12 protein-coding genes and 3 pseudogenes are annotated in these 16581 nt (G+C 58.3%); 6 read left to right on the plus strand and 9 right to left on the minus strand.

Annotation, left to right across the window (positions count from 1 at the left end; genetic code table 11):
- From ACEW8G_RS07320 to ACEW8G_RS07355, 8 genes are all read right to left on the minus strand, one after another.
- Positions 1-418 (minus strand): hypothetical protein (locus ACEW8G_RS07320; protein WP_373487778.1); only part of this gene is annotated, 418 nt, incomplete at its 3' end.
- A gap of 30 nt (positions 419-448) precedes the next feature.
- Positions 449-658 (minus strand): hypothetical protein, encoded by a 210-nt coding sequence (locus ACEW8G_RS07325; RefSeq protein WP_373487779.1) that lies wholly within the window; start codon positions 656-658, stop codon positions 449-451.
- Between the two features lie 524 nt (positions 659-1182).
- A complete protein-coding gene (locus ACEW8G_RS07330) occupies positions 1183-2196 on the minus strand; it encodes a sugar kinase (protein ID WP_373487780.1) in 1014 nt (337 codons plus the stop codon).
- Positions 2197-2952, minus strand: a complete 756-nt coding sequence (kduD, locus tag ACEW8G_RS07335) for a 2-dehydro-3-deoxy-D-gluconate 5-dehydrogenase KduD (protein WP_373487789.1) — start codon at positions 2950-2952, stop codon at positions 2197-2199.
- Positions 2953-2960: 8 nt separating this feature from the next.
- Positions 2961-3593 carry an RpiB/LacA/LacB family sugar-phosphate isomerase gene (locus ACEW8G_RS07340; protein WP_373487781.1) on the minus strand — a complete coding sequence of 211 codons (633 nt, stop codon included), beginning with the start codon at positions 3591-3593 and terminating at the stop codon, positions 2961-2963.
- 114 nt (positions 3594-3707) lie between these two features.
- A complete protein-coding gene (locus ACEW8G_RS07345; RefSeq protein WP_373487782.1) occupies positions 3708-6347 on the minus strand; it encodes a TonB-dependent receptor in 2640 nt (879 codons plus the stop codon).
- An 85-nt stretch (positions 6348-6432) separates the two neighbouring features.
- Positions 6433-7737 (minus strand): MFS transporter, encoded by a 1305-nt coding sequence (locus tag ACEW8G_RS07350; RefSeq protein ID WP_373487783.1) that lies wholly within the window; start codon positions 7735-7737, stop codon positions 6433-6435.
- Positions 7734-8531: a 2-keto-4-pentenoate hydratase gene (locus ACEW8G_RS07355; protein WP_373487784.1), complete on the minus strand. Its 798-nt coding sequence runs from the start codon at positions 8529-8531 to the stop codon at positions 7734-7736. The genes ACEW8G_RS07350 and ACEW8G_RS07355 overlap by 4 nt, the downstream gene beginning before the upstream one ends.
- A gap of 155 nt (positions 8532-8686) precedes the next feature.
- Here ACEW8G_RS07355 and ACEW8G_RS07360 point away from each other — a divergent pair, with 155 nt between their 5' ends.
- Positions 8687-9736, plus strand: a complete 1050-nt coding sequence (locus ACEW8G_RS07360; protein WP_373487785.1) for a LacI family DNA-binding transcriptional regulator — start codon at positions 8687-8689, stop codon at positions 9734-9736.
- 32 nt (positions 9737-9768) lie between these two features.
- Here ACEW8G_RS07360 and ACEW8G_RS07365 read toward each other — a convergent pair whose 3' ends face one another.
- Positions 9769-11379 (minus strand): hypothetical protein, encoded by a 1611-nt coding sequence (locus ACEW8G_RS07365; RefSeq protein ID WP_373487786.1) that lies wholly within the window; start codon positions 11377-11379, stop codon positions 9769-9771.
- 316 nt (positions 11380-11695) lie between these two features.
- Between ACEW8G_RS07365 and ACEW8G_RS07370 the strand changes: the two are divergent.
- From ACEW8G_RS07370 to ACEW8G_RS07390, 5 genes and pseudogenes are all read left to right on the plus strand, one after another.
- A pseudogene (locus ACEW8G_RS07370) lies at positions 11696-12270 on the plus strand (IS5 family transposase).
- A gap of 75 nt (positions 12271-12345) precedes the next feature.
- Positions 12346-13363: pseudogene (locus ACEW8G_RS07375) on the plus strand (IS110 family transposase).
- A gap of 21 nt (positions 13364-13384) precedes the next feature.
- Positions 13385-13663: pseudogene (locus ACEW8G_RS07380) on the plus strand (ankyrin repeat domain-containing protein); the annotation flags it as partial.
- A gap of 80 nt (positions 13664-13743) precedes the next feature.
- Positions 13744-15348, plus strand: a complete 1605-nt coding sequence (locus ACEW8G_RS07385) for an alpha/beta fold hydrolase (RefSeq protein WP_373487787.1) — start codon at positions 13744-13746, stop codon at positions 15346-15348.
- Between the two features lie 81 nt (positions 15349-15429).
- Positions 15430-16374, plus strand: coding sequence for a hypothetical protein (locus ACEW8G_RS07390; RefSeq protein ID WP_373487788.1), 945 nt, complete (start codon positions 15430-15432; stop codon positions 16372-16374).
- Positions 16375-16581 lie beyond the last annotated feature (207 nt).

Below are 16581 nucleotides of genomic sequence, written 5' to 3' on the forward strand. Positions count from 1 at the left end.
TGTGAGCAAGGCTCGTCGCAATCGTGTCCCCGCCATCCGCTTCTTCGAGGAAGTTCTCAGCCAAGGCGCCGATAGCAGGTAGTGCCGGCGCGCAGTCCATGGACGACAGCCTGATGATTGCCGCGGCTTCGATTGCCGCTAACTCGGCTATCTTATCATCGAGTTCCTCGCCGCTGGGCTGGTACCATTTGAAACGGGACCAGTCCGTATTGATGAAGCCCGTGCTCCGCAGCTCTGCAAAAGCGCCGGCACCCCAGTCTTCGTCCATTCCCACAATCGCGGCAAGCGACGCCGGGTCAGCGCTCTCATATCCGAATTTGGAACTGATGCTGCAGCGCCGAAGGCGCTCCATGCAAGCGTCGGGGCTGATCGCCATGCGCTTGGCCGCTTCCTGGTAGAGATCGATCCGTTTCGCCATGCGGTAATGTTAGCATGACGGCAATTCCCATCAATCGGCATTTGGCCAATCGCCTCCGTGTACCTCACGCTCGTATTTCGATATACGCTTCCATGCGATGGCCACTTCGTCAAACCCGTCGTCCGAGAACAACCGCTCGCAGAGGCGGTCGATTTCGTGCGGGTCGTCGGGCAAACTCTCGTCCTCACGGTACCTTGCGACCGCTTCCATTACTTTCAGGGCGTCGTCGTAGTTTGCCATCAGAGGCTTGTTCCGATGTACAATGCGGCCTAAATGCTCGCTCTCGTTTATCTATACAACATTAATACGCATTTAGAAAATGCTCGCTGTTCTTGTAAGTGCGTTTTTCTGCAAATTTTGGCTGTAATAGTCATCTTGAATCGAGGAATCATCCAGCCGAACTTGTCACAGCCGATGACAGTTTCGCTATTGTGTCTACGATTTCCCGATCTGGCCTCGCTGAACGCTAATCACGCTAATCACACAATTTTCTGCTTGCCTGGGCTAATAAAGTTCTGCGGCGCTTTATACCGCTTACAATAACGGAAGTATTGCTCGATAATTGTACGATTCGGAGAGTGTAGAATTAGAGCAGAATTTCGAATTCTAGCGGATTTATGGATATCAGGTGTGATTCAAGGTAAGGCGCTACCTACAGGGAATTGGAGACCGCGATGTTAACTTTTTAAACTTGAAATTCGCCGTTTGAGTGCATTACTGTTGACGTAAGGACTTATGGTTGTTGGGCGGGCTGGCTGCATTGATCAGCGCGCAACGTCGGACGCGCCGCCTACCACGCCAGCGAGATCATCGATGGAGGCTAATGAAGCATCTCCCCAGGTCGCATGCTTCAGTGCCATTACCCCAAGTCCGCTTGCCGCTGCCGACGCAAGATCGGCAGGATCATTTAGCCAAGAATGCAAGACGCCGGCGGCAAAGGCATCTCCGGTGCCGATCCGATCGACAATGCCTGTGATGCGCCACTGATCGGTTTCAGCAGCATTGTGCCGTGTATCGACGCGCGCTGAAATATGGTGGGTCGCCGCGTCTTTGATATGTCTGGCGGTCGAAGCGATTGCGGAAACATTCGGAAATGCGTCCAGCAGCTCATGCGCAGCCTCGAGCCTGCGTTTCGGTCCCTCACCAGTTAATTCTCGGCCCAGCAAAAGGCCTGCATCCCTGTGATTGGCAAAAACAATGTCTGCAAGGCCGAACAATCGGGCGATCGCTGGCATGGGATCGCGCTGAGACCTTTCCCACAAGGCTACCCGGAAGTTACCATCGAAAGAAATCGTTGCGCCTTGAGCCTTTGCTGCTGAGGCCAAAGCAAAGCTCGCGTCGGCCAGTTCTTGACTAAGCGCCAACGTAATCCCCGACAGGTGCAGGTGCGCTACGCCATCCAGCCAATCGACCATCGGCCAATCTTCCGCTAACGATTGCGCAAAGGCACTGTGTTCACGATCATAAGTGACCTTCCCCGATCGAAAACCGCTCGCCATGTCGAGGAAATAGCTTCCCATCCGGCCCTGGCCGTGGCGGACATGGCCTATGTCCACCCCATGCGCCGCCAAATCGGTCTTGGCTCGCAGGCCGAGGACATTATCGGGCAGCACCGTCAGCATCCGCGTGCGATGGCCGAGGCGGGCCAGCGCCGCTGCGACATTAGCCTCCGCTCCGCCAGTGCAGACATCAAACTGCCGCGCCTGCGACAGCAACAGCGGTGAGGGCGGGCTATAGCGCAGGAGCACTTCCCCGAAACTGGCGATCACCCCGGTCATTCAGCGCGCCAACCAGCCCCCGTCCACGGCAAGGATATGGCCTTGCACATAACGTGCCGCATCGGACGCGAGGAAGACGGCGGCGCCGCCCAGATCGCTCGGCTCGCCCCAGCGACCCGCCGGGATGCGCTCGAGGATTTGGCGATTGCGGACGGTGTCGGCCTGCAATGTGGCGGTATTGTTGGTAGCAATATAGCCCGGCGCGATGGCGTTGACGTTGATGCCATCTGCGGCCCATTCATTGGCAAGCAGCTTGGTCAGCCCCCCGATTCCGCTTTTAGATGCTGTGTAGCTCGCTACGCGGATGCCGCCCTGAAAGGTCAGCATCGAGGCGATGTTGATGATTGCGCCCCCACCACGGCCGACCATATGTCGCGCCGCTGCCTGTGCGAGGAAAAACGCGACCTTGAGGTTGGTATCGAGCACCGCGTCCCAATCCTCCTCGGTGAAATCGAGCGCATCATTCCGGCGAATGATGCCGGCATTGTTGACTAGAATATCTAGGCCGCCCAGCTCGCAGATCGTTTCCTCCACAATACGCCCGCATGGTTCGATCGTCGCAAGGTCGGCGGTGATGATGGTCACACGCCGCCCGATTTGTTCGATCTGCGCAGCAGTTTCACTGGCGTCGCTGCGGGCGACCAGCGCGATGTCGGCCCCGGCTTGCGCCAAGGCAACTGCAATTCCCTGCCCGATGCCGGTATTGGCGCCGGTCACGACAGCCACTTTGCCGGAAAGGCCGAAGGGATTGGTTATCGTCACCCTCAAAGACTCCGCAAAAAGTCTGACATCGCCTCATCCTGCGAATTGGGATAGAAGTACTCAGTGAATTTCTCGCCTGCAATCGCAGCCCGCAGCAAGTCCTGATCAACGTTTCGCAGCACGGTCAGCATGTCGTGGCAGGTCACGGATTTGAGGTTCGAAAGCACGACGCGATTGGCTGCCATAAAGGTGGCGCGTTCACGCGGGTAGCCTGCGCCCGGTTCGTTCTCAAACAACTTGCGATAGCAATCTGCCAGGTTTAGCTCGGCTGCCCAGCCGAAGCCCTTGGCATAGGGCATAGCAATACAGTTCCCGGCGTTGATCTGGTTGAACAGGAAGGCGTCGGTCGGATCGATCAACAGGCCGCACAGCACGCCGGGCATGGCGTTGCAGGCCAGCATCGATCCCATTCCTGTGCCACAGCCTGTTACGACAAAATCTGCCGCTCCGGAGTTGAGCAGGATGCCCGCGAGCAACCCGTTCATCGGATAGGTCAGCGATGCCTTATCTTCGGGGGTGTACATCCCGTAATTGAACACCGTGTGGCCGATCGGTTCCACTACTGATGCCAGCGCCTCGTGAACGACGGCGTTTTTTGCCGCCTGGCTGTTTTCGATAATCAGAGCAACTTTCATGATGAGTGTCTTTCTGTGGACATGCTTGGGGTTGGTAACTGGGGGCATTTTTGGGTCTGCCAGCGGGCGTTCGAGACGGGGTGTGCCCGCATGACCCGCTGGCAGGGTTCATTTCTAGAACTTTGCCCGCACGCCGATGGACAGGCGCCTTTCGGACAGCGCGTAGCTGTTGATTGCAGCGGGATTGAAATTACTGACCTCGACCGTCGCTGATTGCCGCGGCAGCAGGTTCTGCCCCAGCAGCTGCAGGGTCACCTGCTTGGTTAGATCGAACCCGATCTGCGCATCAAGCTGTGACCGCGCAAGGATTACGTCAGGTCGGCCCTGCGTAAATTCAAAGACCGAATCGTCGCGCCAGTTATAAGCAACGCGGGCAGAGAGCGGCCCCTTCTCGAACAGTGCCACAAGGTTATAACTGTGCCGCGATGTCGCCACCAACGGGAATCCGTTACTGTCTTCGCTGTCGGCATATGTGTAGTTGGCGATCACCCCAAGCCCATCAAACGGCGAAGGCAGGAAATCGAAGAATTGAGTCACCCCGACCTCAAAACCCTTCACCTTTGCACTGGCGATGTTGAAGGGACGCGAGGTCTGGACGGTCAGCGGCACGCCCTCGAAGATGATGTCTTCCTGGTTCGTGCCGGTCGTGATCGCGTCTTCGACATCCTTGTAGAAAACCGCCGCCGAAATAAGATTAGATCTGCCGGCGTAATATTCAAACGAGACATCGAAGTTGGTCGAAATCGGGGGCGTCAGTTGAGCGTTCCCCCCCCCCGAGGTTAGATTGGTCGGGTTGATGAAGGTACTTGGGGCAAGGTCCGCAAGGCCCGCACGCTGCATCGTCTGCGAAGCTGCCACGCGCACCAAGAAATCGTCGGTGACGTTGACCACCAGGTTTGCGCTCGGCAGCACGTTGGTGAAGCTGTTTCTGTCACGCGTGGGAACCAGCACGTTGCCTGGCAATTGCGTCAGCGTGTCAGCCCGGAACTCAGTATGGCTGACACGCAAGCCGGCGTTGAATTTGGCTGGACGACCAAGTAATTCGAATTCGGCATTGCCCATGACATAGCCGGTGTAGGTCTTCTCGTTCAGCACGAAATCGCGCAGGTTGTTGCGGGCAAAGCCGTTCGGCCCGTCGCCCGGTTCATTGGCGAGCACGCGCCCGAGCAAGAAATCGCGATCGGGGAGGAAGGTTGCGAATTGGCGCGGGAAATTTCCATTGATGCCGCTTAGGAAATCGGGATCGCCTGGCACAAGGAACGGCTCCAGCTCGGCTCGGGTAGCAAGGCCGCGGCTGCGGAACGATGTCTGGTCGGCGCTCAGATCGACATAGCGCGCACCAGCGCTCAGCTTGAAACCATCGCTCACTTCGTAACCGAAATCAACCCGAGCGGCGTATTCTTCAAGATTGGCCGGCAACTGGTTAGCGCGCAGGGTCAGGTTGCCAGTTGTTGGGAAGGTGTAGACGCTTGGATCAGTAAGGTTAAGCGCCGTCCCGGCGGGCCGTTCAAGGATCAGGCTGGGCACCGTGCCGTTCCGAAAATCGAAGGTCCCGATCACGTTATTGGGCGTATCGAGCACCGTGACTTCGATTTCCTGACGCAGTGTGCCGCGGCTGTAATAGGCATCTGCATCTATGGTGAAGCCATCATTGCTGTCCCATGCTGCGTTGAAGCCGACCAGCAGGTTGTCCGTCGGGTCCTTGCGGCGCTGATTCTGTGCGCGAATGCGGCCTGTTGATTGGGCGGACACGATGTATTGAAACCCGCCAAGTTCCTGGAACATCGGGTTGCGAAAATTGAGGTTCTGGTTGGTCGGCAGGATAAAGGTCACCGCCTCGTTGGTGCGGTTAGCATCGACCCGCGAGTAGAGCGCATCCGCCGTCAGGGTGAGATTGTCGGACGCCCTCCACTGAAACGAACCACTCACACCGATCCGCGACCGGTCTATCAGAACGTTTTCATATTGCAGCTGCAGCGGGGCCAGACGATTGGTCGCGGTCAGGTCGCCATTGTTGCGCTGCAGGAAGTTATTGCGCTCGAACAGTTGCAGCCGCGACGTGCGCTTTTGATACTCGCCCGAGATCAAGATACCGAACTCGTCATCGCCGCCGAATGTGGTGGTGAACAGTCCTTGGAAGGCTGGTTCGAATTTTTTGGATTCATCCGAGTAGGTGCCGCGCACGCCGACTGAGATGGTTTGCTTCTTGAAATCGAACGGTTTGGGGGTCTTTAGATTCACCGTCCCACCAAGGCCACCTTCAACCTGACTGGCGATAGATGATTTGGCAACTTCAAGTCGGCCAAACAGCGAAGACGGCACAGAATCAAGCCCTGAAGAACGCCCGAGGTTGTCGTTTTCGGGAGGAGAAACCCGCGCCGAAAAGCCCAGCAGCGTGCGCCCGTCGATTTCGACACGCACCTGTTGTAGGCCGCGGATATTGACCGATTGGCCTTCGCCGAACACACGCGTGATCTGCACCCCTGTGATGCGCTGGAGTGCTTCGGCGACATTGTCATCGGGGAGTTTGCCGACGTCTTCGGCGGTGATGACATCAAGCACTTGATCGGCGTCACGCTTGACCTCCGCAGCCTTTTGCAAGGAGCCCCGGATGCCCGAAACGACGATTTCTTCACCGTCCGGGTTCTCTTGCGCGTTTGTGTCGTTTTGACCCTGCGTCTGTGCCTGCGCAGCCATCGACGACGCTGCGAGTGCAAAAATGACCGAACTCATCAACCAAGTTTTGTACTTCATAGTCCTATCCTCCCCTTTCGGTATATTATGATACCGGTGTCAAATTTACGCGCACGATTTACGTACTTCGTGTTCTCATTACATCTCAAATGTCCGCCTTCGCCAACCGGGGCGACAGAATTTGAATTGTCAGGACTGCGATGAAATAGACCGAAGTGCACACCGCAAAGATTATCGAATAATCACCGCCTGTCGCGTCGAGCACGAGGCCCGTTGACTTCGCCATGATCATTCCGCCAATCCCACCCATGAAACCTCCAAGCCCGATAACAGAGCCCACTGCGCGTTTCGGGAACATATCTGGCGGCAGAGCGAGCAGGTTGGTGGAAAAGGCCTGGTGCCCGGCCAACGCCAGGCCAATCAGGAAAACCGCCAGCCACATATTCTCAAGCCCGGAGACAAACAGCAACGGCAAGACGCAGGCGCCAGCACAGATCATGGTGATCTTGCGCGAAAAATTGACACTGTTGCCGCGCTGGATCAAGCGTGATGACAGCCATCCGCCGACGATGCTCCCGACGTCGGACAAAAGATACATTGCGATCATCGGCAACAACACAACCTTGAGATCAATGTCATAGGTGGAACTGAAATAGCTCGGTAGCCAGAACAGCATCAGGAACCACACCGGATCGGTCAGGAATTTAGCGGAAGCGAAGGCCCAGGCTTCGCGCTTGGTTACCAGCGCGCCCCATTTGATTTGCTGTGTTGACTCGGGCGGATCGTGCTCGATCCAGGCAAGCTCATCAGCGGTGACGCGGAGATTTTGACGTGGGCTTGTATAGACCCACCACCAGATCGTAGCCAGAACAACGCCGAATAGACCGGTGCAAATGAACGTTTCCCGCCACCCCAGGCCAATCACTTCCATGCACAACCACAAGGTCGGGGCCGTCAGAATGACGCCAATCGTCGTGGCAGAATTGACCCATCCGATTGCGTAGGCCCGTTCCTTCTGCGGAAACCATTCGCTGCTGGCGCGCACAACGGAGGGAAAATGCCCCGCTTCACCCACACCAAGTACCGCGCGTGCTGATATAAATGCCAGAATGGAGGACGCAAAGCCATGTGCAACATGGCCAATGGTCCAGATGGCAATTGCAATAGTATACCCGACCCGCGGACCAACCTTGTCGATCAACCATCCCATAAACAGGAAGCCGAAAGCATAGGCAAACTGGAAAGCGGTGACGATATTACCGTAATCGTTCTCGCTCCAGCCAAGCTCCTGCGACAGTTCCGGCTTAAGCAGGCCCAACATGGTGCGGTCGATGTAATTGACGGTGGTTGCGATGAACAACAATGCAACCACCAGCCAGCGGCGGCGTCCAATCGTCTCTGCGACCCCGGTCGTACCGGTGATGGTCTGGCCGACAGGCGCGCCGCTCATGTCGGGCGCTTCTGTAGCGGCGCGGGGACGGTGGTGCATTCGATGGCGAGGAAGTTCCCGAAGGTTGCGCGCACGTGCTGCCCATGCCTGATCGGATGCACTCCCGTGATCGCACCACTCGACACCCATTGCCCGGCCTCAAGCCTGAGTCTGCGTTCGGCCAGAAGGCGGGCAAGGAACGCGAGCGAACCGAACGGACCATCGAGCATGTCCGCCACAAGGCCAGTACCAACTGTGACATTATCAATCGCCAGAACGGCGAGATGATCCAGTCCGCCTGGTGACGTTGCGTCCGGGATAGGCGGACCGACCACCAGTCCGAAATTATTTCCGAAGTCCGACACCGTGACCGCCGGCCCGTTCTGGTTGATACCTACAAAAGGCGAGCTTGCGACCTCTATTCCCAGTCGCACCTCGTCAACGAACTCGGGTGCGTCCTCGACCGAAAGATTTGCTGGCGGCGTCGATGACAAGCGCAGCAGGACTTCGGCCTCAACTGCCGCAAAGCCGCTGAGCACCTGCACCGCCACCGGGTTGGCACCGTCGGAAATGACGATCGAATCACCGAAGATCGGTCCGGCGAGGCGCTCGGCGCCATACTGGCGCGCGTCGGGCAGTCGGATCCGGCCAAGCTTCCAGCCGCCGACCACGCGACCATCATAAGCGATGGCCTGATCCTGAATGCGATAGGCTTCGTGAAGGGAGGCAGGCATGGTCCCGGGATAGGTGCGCAGCACCGCGTCATCCCTCCGCGAGTCGATAAATGCTCGCGCAATCCTCTCGTGGTCGCTCATGGCTTGACCTCAACGCTCCCCTGTTAAGCTCAACATGGAGTTGATTGATACCGGTGTCAATCCCCCAGCCTGCTCTTTCTGTAGGGTGCGCGAGCCACCAGCTGAGGCATGCATTTCGCTTGACCTTGGCGCTGAAACAGTAGCACACGACCACTATGTCATCCGGCGCAAACCAGACCTACCGCAAGCCAACGATAAATGATGTAGCGTCGCATGCAGGCGTTTCTAAAAAGACGGTCAGCCGTGTCATTAATGGTTTGCCGGGCCTCAGCGTCGCTACAAAGGGCCGGGTTGAGCAGGCCATCCTTGGGCTCGGCTATGTCCCCAATCCCCAGGCGCGCGCGTTAGCGCTAGGGCGCAACTTCGCTATTGTGCTTTTGCACGACAATCCCAACGCGCAAACGGTACAGAATTTCGAACGCGGCATTCTCGACGCCATTCAGCAAAGCGAGCTTGCGCTGATGGTGCGCCCGGTGGACCGGCATTCCCCTAGAATGCTCGAGGATGTGGCTGCATTCCTCCAGCAACAGCGCCCTATCGGTGCGATCATTCTACCCCCGATTTCCGAGCGCGACGAGATCGGCGCCCTGTGCCGTTCGATGGGTATGCGATTTGTCCGAGTCGGATCTGCTGCTCTCGATGATGGTGATCACAGCGTCACGTCGACCGACAGGATCGCGGTCACGGAGGCATGCCGCCTGCTGATCGCGATGGGGCATCAGCGGATAGGGTTCGTCCGTGGGCCTCAGGGTTTTCGCTCGGCAGCCGAGCGTGAGCTTGGATTTCATTCGGCGATGGACGCAGCTGGCTTACTGGTTCAGCCAGATTACAGCGTGAAAGGTGACTACCGTTTCGAATCCGGCCGTTCGGCCGGTCGCCTGTTGCTCAGTCTCGATCCACGTCCAACCGCGATCTTTGCCAGTAATGACGAAATGGCCGCCGGCGTCATGCATGCGGCCTTTGAGCGCAATCTCCAGATCCCGCGCGACCTGTCGCTGGTGGGCTTTGACGATTCGCCGACGGCCACGCATGTCTGGCCGTCGCTCACGACGGTCCGCTGGCCGATCCGAGACATGGGCGTGCTCGCCGCGGAAAAGCTGGTTGGCGATTTCTTACCGAACCGGCGCTTTTCGGGTGATCTCGTTCACTTGCCAGCCGAACTGGTCGAACGCGCATCGATCGCACCGCCGCCTCCCGGCGCATAGGCTGCGCCACCGGTTCCGGCTGACTTGCCGGATCATTGCATTTGCGCACGTCTTAAGGCGCGCTGATATTCATACAGCGACGGTACCGACCTTACCGTCTCGTTGAGCATTTCGGAATAAGGCGCTGGCCGATATTTCAGCATCAGCGAGCGATTGCCGTGCAAACCGACGATCCGTGCACCCGGTCCTTCAAGCCCGCTGGTCATATCGACAGCCGCATCTTTTGGCACCACGTCGGGGAACACGAGTTTAAGGTTCCAATGGGTGTTGTAAAGCCCGTGACCCGGCTTCCAATAGGGTGCGCCGCCGCCCTCCCACAGTCGGTAGGTCCAGCCCTTGGCGGTGGTGAGCGGCGAGACATGCAAGGTGAGCTGATCGAAAAGGTTCTGATGGTTAGATCCCGAATGCTGATCGATGATCGCATCCCGGCGAATGTCAGCGCGCAGAAACACAGAGCGGGTTGAGCGGGTGTTGACACTGACTGGGTGGACCGAGGGGTTCTCGACCACAAGATCGCGGACCAGCACATTGTGCACAGCGCCGACATGGACGGTGTAGTGCGCTTTGTGGTCGCCAGTCGTGCGCACCGTGTCGATGGTCATAGAACCGGCATTGTCGGTCAGGATGCCGCTGTCAGCATTGTGAATCTCCACATCGCGCACCCAGCCATCGAACAGCCCGGTCAGGTAGATTCCGTTATAGCCAGCTTCAAGGTGGTGGCCGAACCAGGGGTTGTCGGGGAAAGTCAACTTCATCGCCTCAACGCCCACCTCCTCTAGATGCTCCCACGAGGCAATCACCGCAGGCTGACTTGCCGAGATGCCATGCAAAAGCGGATCGCCGATTGTCACGGCATTATTCTTGATCGCGGTGATCCGCGTTGGCTGCGCTACAACTGGCCGGTTAGCGAAAGTCCAGTGATGCGACCCGATCACGAGTGGGGCAGACTGCCCCGCTTCGCTTTCGTTCCAGCCCGAAAGATCGCCATAGATCGAGCGCAGGATCGCGCTGTCTGGGCCATCGACCGAGAACCACTGGATCTGCACCACCTGTCCAACTTTGAGTCGCGAGGCGTCGTTGACCTTGATCGTCCGGGCAAATTGCGCCGCTGAAACCGGATCGGCCAGAACGGGTGTGCGGCGATCGCGGGCCGGATCATAGGACACCGGCCGGTCTTTTTTCGGCCCGACCAGCAGGAAACCCCCGGACCAGCTATACTCGCTAAAGAGGAAGTTGATGTTTTGCTCCGGGATCACCTCAAACTTGTTTTCATGTTTCAAATACCCGCGCAGCTCTTCCTGTCGCGCTGGTTCGTCGACGATGTTGAGCGGGCGGGGGAAATATAGTTCGGTTCCGCCGACACCGGAACCTGCACCTCGTAGAACGAAATTGCTGCGCTCCAGCGGAATAACCTCGCCAATCTGGATGCGGCCGGGGGGCAATTGCACCGTGACCTTTCCGTTGATCTGATAAGCTGCGGCAATCGCCCGAAGCAAAGCCTTTGCGTCATCTCTCCCGTCATCGGGGACAATGCCATACAAGCGCGCGTCGATGACCGTACCATTCGCGGTCGGCAAGGGTGCTAGGCCGAAGCGATAACCGGCATAGCTGAAGTCCGGCCCGCCTTCCTCGGTTGCCAGCATGCGGGGCGAACGGGTTTGTGATGCAGCACCGGGCGCAGTTATTGCCAAAGTAAATGAAAAAGCACTGATCGTCGCCAAACCAAAGCTAGCGAACTGTTTACGATGCCGGAAGGCCATACACTTGCCACCTCTCCTTTGTCAGCCCGCTTCTCGTGGCTGCGGTTTATTCCCCGACGGAACTTTTGCACCTCTCAGACACCGGTGTCAATCGCTCAGCTTACCTTATTGGCCCAACCGTTTTCGAATTGCCTGCTCCAGGTCGTGTGCCCATGAATGGGATTCCTAAAGTGGTAGAGTTATGATCCATGCCAGCTGCATGAGCCGCTATGATCTGACCGCCTTCGAGTGGCGCGTGATTGCGCCGTTGCGCCATTGCTTCCTAACAAGCTGAGGGGCGTTCCGCGCGTTGATGACCGCCGGGTACTTAATGGCATTTTCTGGGTGTTGCGCTCGAGCGCTATGGTTCGCGCACCATCCACTACAACCGCTTCGTGCGCTGGCGCCGGGCGGGCGTGTGGGACCGGCTGATGGACGCGATCACTTTGGCCCATGACAGCGACAGCCAGATGACCAAAAGCACTTCTATCCGGACGCACTGGAGGGCTGCGACGGGAAAAAGGGGGGCGAGATCGATGTGTCGGTCGCTACCGGTGCAGCCTCACGACCAAGATCCACGCGCTCGTGGAGCGGCAGGGCCTCCTGCTCCGGCTCGGCCTGAGTGCGGGCTAGGCGCACGATGCAACCGATGCGCTGACGCTACTCAACCGGCTCGATCCGAGCACCCTTGTGCCCGCAGACAAAGCCTATGACGGCATCGTCACCCGCTACGATAAGCTGGCCGACAACTGCCTTCCGATGGTGAAATTTGTCTCATGCCACCTGTTGACGTGATGGCGTGGACGACTCCTGCACGAGCGTAGCTGTGCAATGATGGGCCGTTGTAGGTCCACGTCTAGGAGTCGGCAAATGGCGCAGGAGATTGTTACCGTCGGTTTGGATCTGGCGAAGAGTGTTTTTCAAGTTCACGCGATCGAGAGCAATGGCGCCGTTCTCATCCGGCGCAAGCTTCGGCGCGCAGAGGTGATCGGCTTCTTCACCGATCTGCCAAGTTGCCTTGTTGGTATGGAAGGATGTGCATCGGCCCATCATTGGGCTCGCGAGCTGATCGCACTAGGCCACGAGGTCCGGCTGATGCCGCCCGCCTATGTAAGCCCGATGTAAAGCGTGGGAAGACTCATGCAGCAGATGCCGAGGCGATCTGCGAGGCGGTGACGCGACCGACGATGCGGTTTGTTGCGATGAAGACCGTCGAACAGCAGGCGGTATTGATGCTCCACAAGAGCCGCGACCTGATGGTGCGGCAGCGGGCCATGCTCATCAATGCCTTGCGGGGCACCTCGCTGAGTACGGGATCGTGACGGGTATTGGTGCGGGTGGCGTAACCGCGATGCTGAAGGCGCTGCATGAGCGGCGAGAAGAGCTGCCTGCCCATTCTCGTTCTGCGTTGCACGGGCTCGCTGCTCAGCTGAGAGCGCTCACCAGCGAGATCGATAGACTGGAAGCGCAGATCCTCGCGTGGCACCGCGCCGACGAGACGAGCAGGCGGCTCGCCACGATCCCGGGCATCGGCGCGATCACCGCGTCAGCTATATCGGCCGCAGTGCCAGATGCCTCTCTGTTCCGATCCGGACGCCAGTTCGCAGCATACCTAGGGCTCACGCCTCGAGCGAATAGCTCTGGCGGCAAGGAACGGCTTGGCGGAATCACCAAGCAGGGCAACGGCTACTTACGACGGCTGCTTGTAGTCGGCGCGACAGCGGTGATGCGGATGACGCGCAAAAGTCCCGACCGACAGCCTTGGATGGCGCAGCTCCTGGAGCGCAAGCCTGCGAAGATCGCGACAGTGGCGCTTGCCAACAAAACAGCGCGCATCGCTTGGGCGGTGATGTCGCGCAAAGAAGTCTACGCGGCCGCAACCGCGTGACCGTCATCACGCGGTGACGTCAGTGAATTGCGCCGCCTGATCGCCATGGGCGCCGATATCACGTGCAGCGACTACGACGGCCGCACCGCGCTGCACTTGGCTGCATGCGAGGGCCAGGTCGATGCGGCACGGCTTTTGATCGCCGCAGGCTGCGAGCTTCAACCGAAAGATCGTTGGAGCAACACTCCACTCGATGATGCGAGGAGGGAAAAGCGCGCCGAAATCATCGCGCTGCTCGGGACTGGAACGCCGATCAAGCAGCAGACGGCTCGTGCTGTGCAGGTCAACAAGGCCGCTTGACCAGAATGTGCTCGCGCCAGCGAACGAGGAGACATAGGGTGGCGAGGCACCGACCCTCCTCCAAGCAGAAAAGCGGACCGATGCTGTCAATCAAGACATTTGGTACGATGCAGGTCACTCGCGACGGGCAGCCGGTTGCGCTGCCCGCTTCGCGTAAAAGCCGCGCGCTGCTCGCCTATCTGGCACTGACTGATGCGCCGCAGCGTCGCGACCGGCTTTGCGAGCTTTTCTGGGAAATTCCTGACGATCCGCGTGGCGCGCTGCGCTGGTCGCTCAGCAAGCTGCGCCCGGTCGTGAAGATCGATGGCGAAACGCGGCTGTTGGCAGACCGGGAACGTGTCCGGCTCGATACCAGCGCAATTAAAGTGGACTTCCTGGAATTTCGAGCGGTTGCCAATGAGAAGACCCACGATGTCGAGCGGCTGGCAGCGGCATGGAGCAATTCCGACCATCAGCTGTTGGAAGACTGTGATCTGCCCAACCAGCCAAGCTTCGTGGCCTGGCTGGAGCAGCAACGCAATGAGGTGACGCGGCTACGAATCAAGGTTGCACGCTATTTGGCTCATGCTCCGGAACTTACGCCCGAAGATGCCGAGAAATGGCCCGAGCGCTGGTTGATAGATGCACCTTTCGATCCCGCCGCCGCACGGCAGGCGGTGCTGGCGCGACGCAGGCTTGGACGCGAGCACGAAGCGAACGAACTCGCCGCAGAGCTCGATCGCGCGTTTCACGAGGCCGGCCTTGAATCTCCGTCTTTGGGGAAGGAACCTGCGCCGCAGACCCGCCATCAGGAACTGGTCGTCTCTCGCGAAACCAATCTGTCGCCGCCACGCCAGTCGATCCGCTTCGTCCAGGCCGATGATGGTAGTTCGCTGGCATGGGCCACAGTCGGCAATCCCAACCATCCACCGTTGGTCAAAGCAGCCAACTGGCTCTCGCATTTGGAGCTAGACTGGGAGGCTCCAATCTGGAGCCCGCTGTTCCGTAACCTGGCTACATCTTTCAACTTCATCCGTTATGACGAGCGAGGGTGCGGTCTTTCTGATTGGGATGTCCCGAAGATCAATCTTGAAAGCTTTGTAACCGATCTTGAGGTTGTCGTGGATGCAGCAGGGCTTGACCGGTTTCCCCTGCTTGGCATCAGTCAAGGGGCTGCGGTGTCGATCGAGTTTGCCGCGCGGCATCCCGAGCGTATCTCGCACCTAATATTGTTCGGCGGTTATCCGGCCGGTTGGCGGCACACTGCCAGTGATCAGGAAGCGCGTGAGCGCGAAGCTGTCATGGTCTTGACCGAAACGGGTTGGGGACGCGACAACCCGGCGTATCGGCACCTGTTTTCGCAGACATTCATGCCCACTGCCACGTCGGAAGAACTGGCTTGGTTCGACGAGTTCCAACGTCTGACCACGACGCCTAAAAATGCGGTGCGTTTTCTTCAAGCCTTTGCCGATATAGACATCCGCCATCGCCTCAAGGACGTGAAAGCGCCAACATTGGTGGTGCACAGTCGCAATGACATGCGGATACCGGTCGAAACGGGGCAATCCATGGCAGCGCAAATAGGCGATGCGCAGTTTGTCGGCCTTGATAGCGCCAATCATCTGCTGCTTGGCCGGGAGGACGCCTCGCTGGAATTCGTGAGGGCCGTCCGCGAATTCCTGAATCACCCAACCCCCAGCGGATAGAGCAGGACCGCAGCGTTTCTGACATTTCCACGTTCCTCCCGGGGGATTACCACGCAGAACACCACGCTATAGTCCACGGTCATGAGCCAGACCCCTCGAAGCAGAAGCATCGATGGGAAATTATACATGCCACCAGCACAAGGAACCGTTCTTTCAACCCGAGGAAATGGAAGGACTCCGCTTGCTCCGGACTGGCACCGGCAATCGGCACCTGCTTTGTCAGGCGTCGCAACGCCCGCCGATGCACGTGCGCGGTATAATGAACATGGGTTCGGGGTCTCATCGGCAACCGTGCGCCTGGCCAGTCCGCAGCTGCTGCGCGACGAAGGTATTTTCGAAGAATTGTCGCCGGTCTATATCGTCGGAGGCGGCAGGCTAGGTCTGGCTACCGCCCATGCACTGGCATCTCATGCGCGTGGCCGCTGGATCCAGATCATCGAAGGACGCGTGAGCGTCGTTTCTGAGCTGACCGAACTCACATCACGATCGCTGCGCCCGCAATCGTCTTTGGCCTCGTTAGCTTCAGCGGTCCTGGACTTCACCAGCCGGTACTTCTGCGGTAGCGGCGGGCCTATATCAAAGCATGTGTCGTGGTTCAAAAATCGTTCGGTACAGCAGGATCGCAGATTTGCAGTCCGCGCGCTACACGGCGTTGTTGAGGGCTTTCTTCAAGACGTTGTGGATACACCCGCAGGCCCGGAGATGGTTCTGCGCGGTGGCGGCAGGCTTCCGATCAATCCAAACAGCGTGTTTGTCGACTGCACAGGCAAGCTGCCCAGCGCAAACTGGGGTGCAGCAGTTGGCGATCGGTCGCTCCAGCCGACACAGATCGATTGGTGGCAGCGGAAACATGATGTGCAGGTGCTGTCCTTTGACGAGCAACTTGACGATAGTCCGCTTTGGCTGTTCGCATTATCGCGCACCAAAAGAAGCTTTCCTATGTTTCCGGTTTTATTCAACTTGGCTATATCTACGATAGGACTAGGCTTTGCTTTCAGACAAACTTCACATGAACAGTGCGACTGATAATTACTGAGTTGAAACGTGGATGAAGATTTGAGCAAATCAAGTCGCGTCCACACTCGCCATACACGGACCGGTCTGCATCGCTCTGTCAGTGCCTGAATCTGCCGTGGTCGTCCAATCCTGGCGAAACCTGCTGTTCGACGGATCGCTTGCGAACGGCAGTAATGTCCCACGATCCGGCATTCGCGTCCGGCAGCAGTCGACCCA

The organism is Blastomonas sp. (assembly GCF_041747255.1).
Taxonomy (GTDB): domain Bacteria; phylum Pseudomonadota; class Alphaproteobacteria; order Sphingomonadales; family Sphingomonadaceae; genus Blastomonas.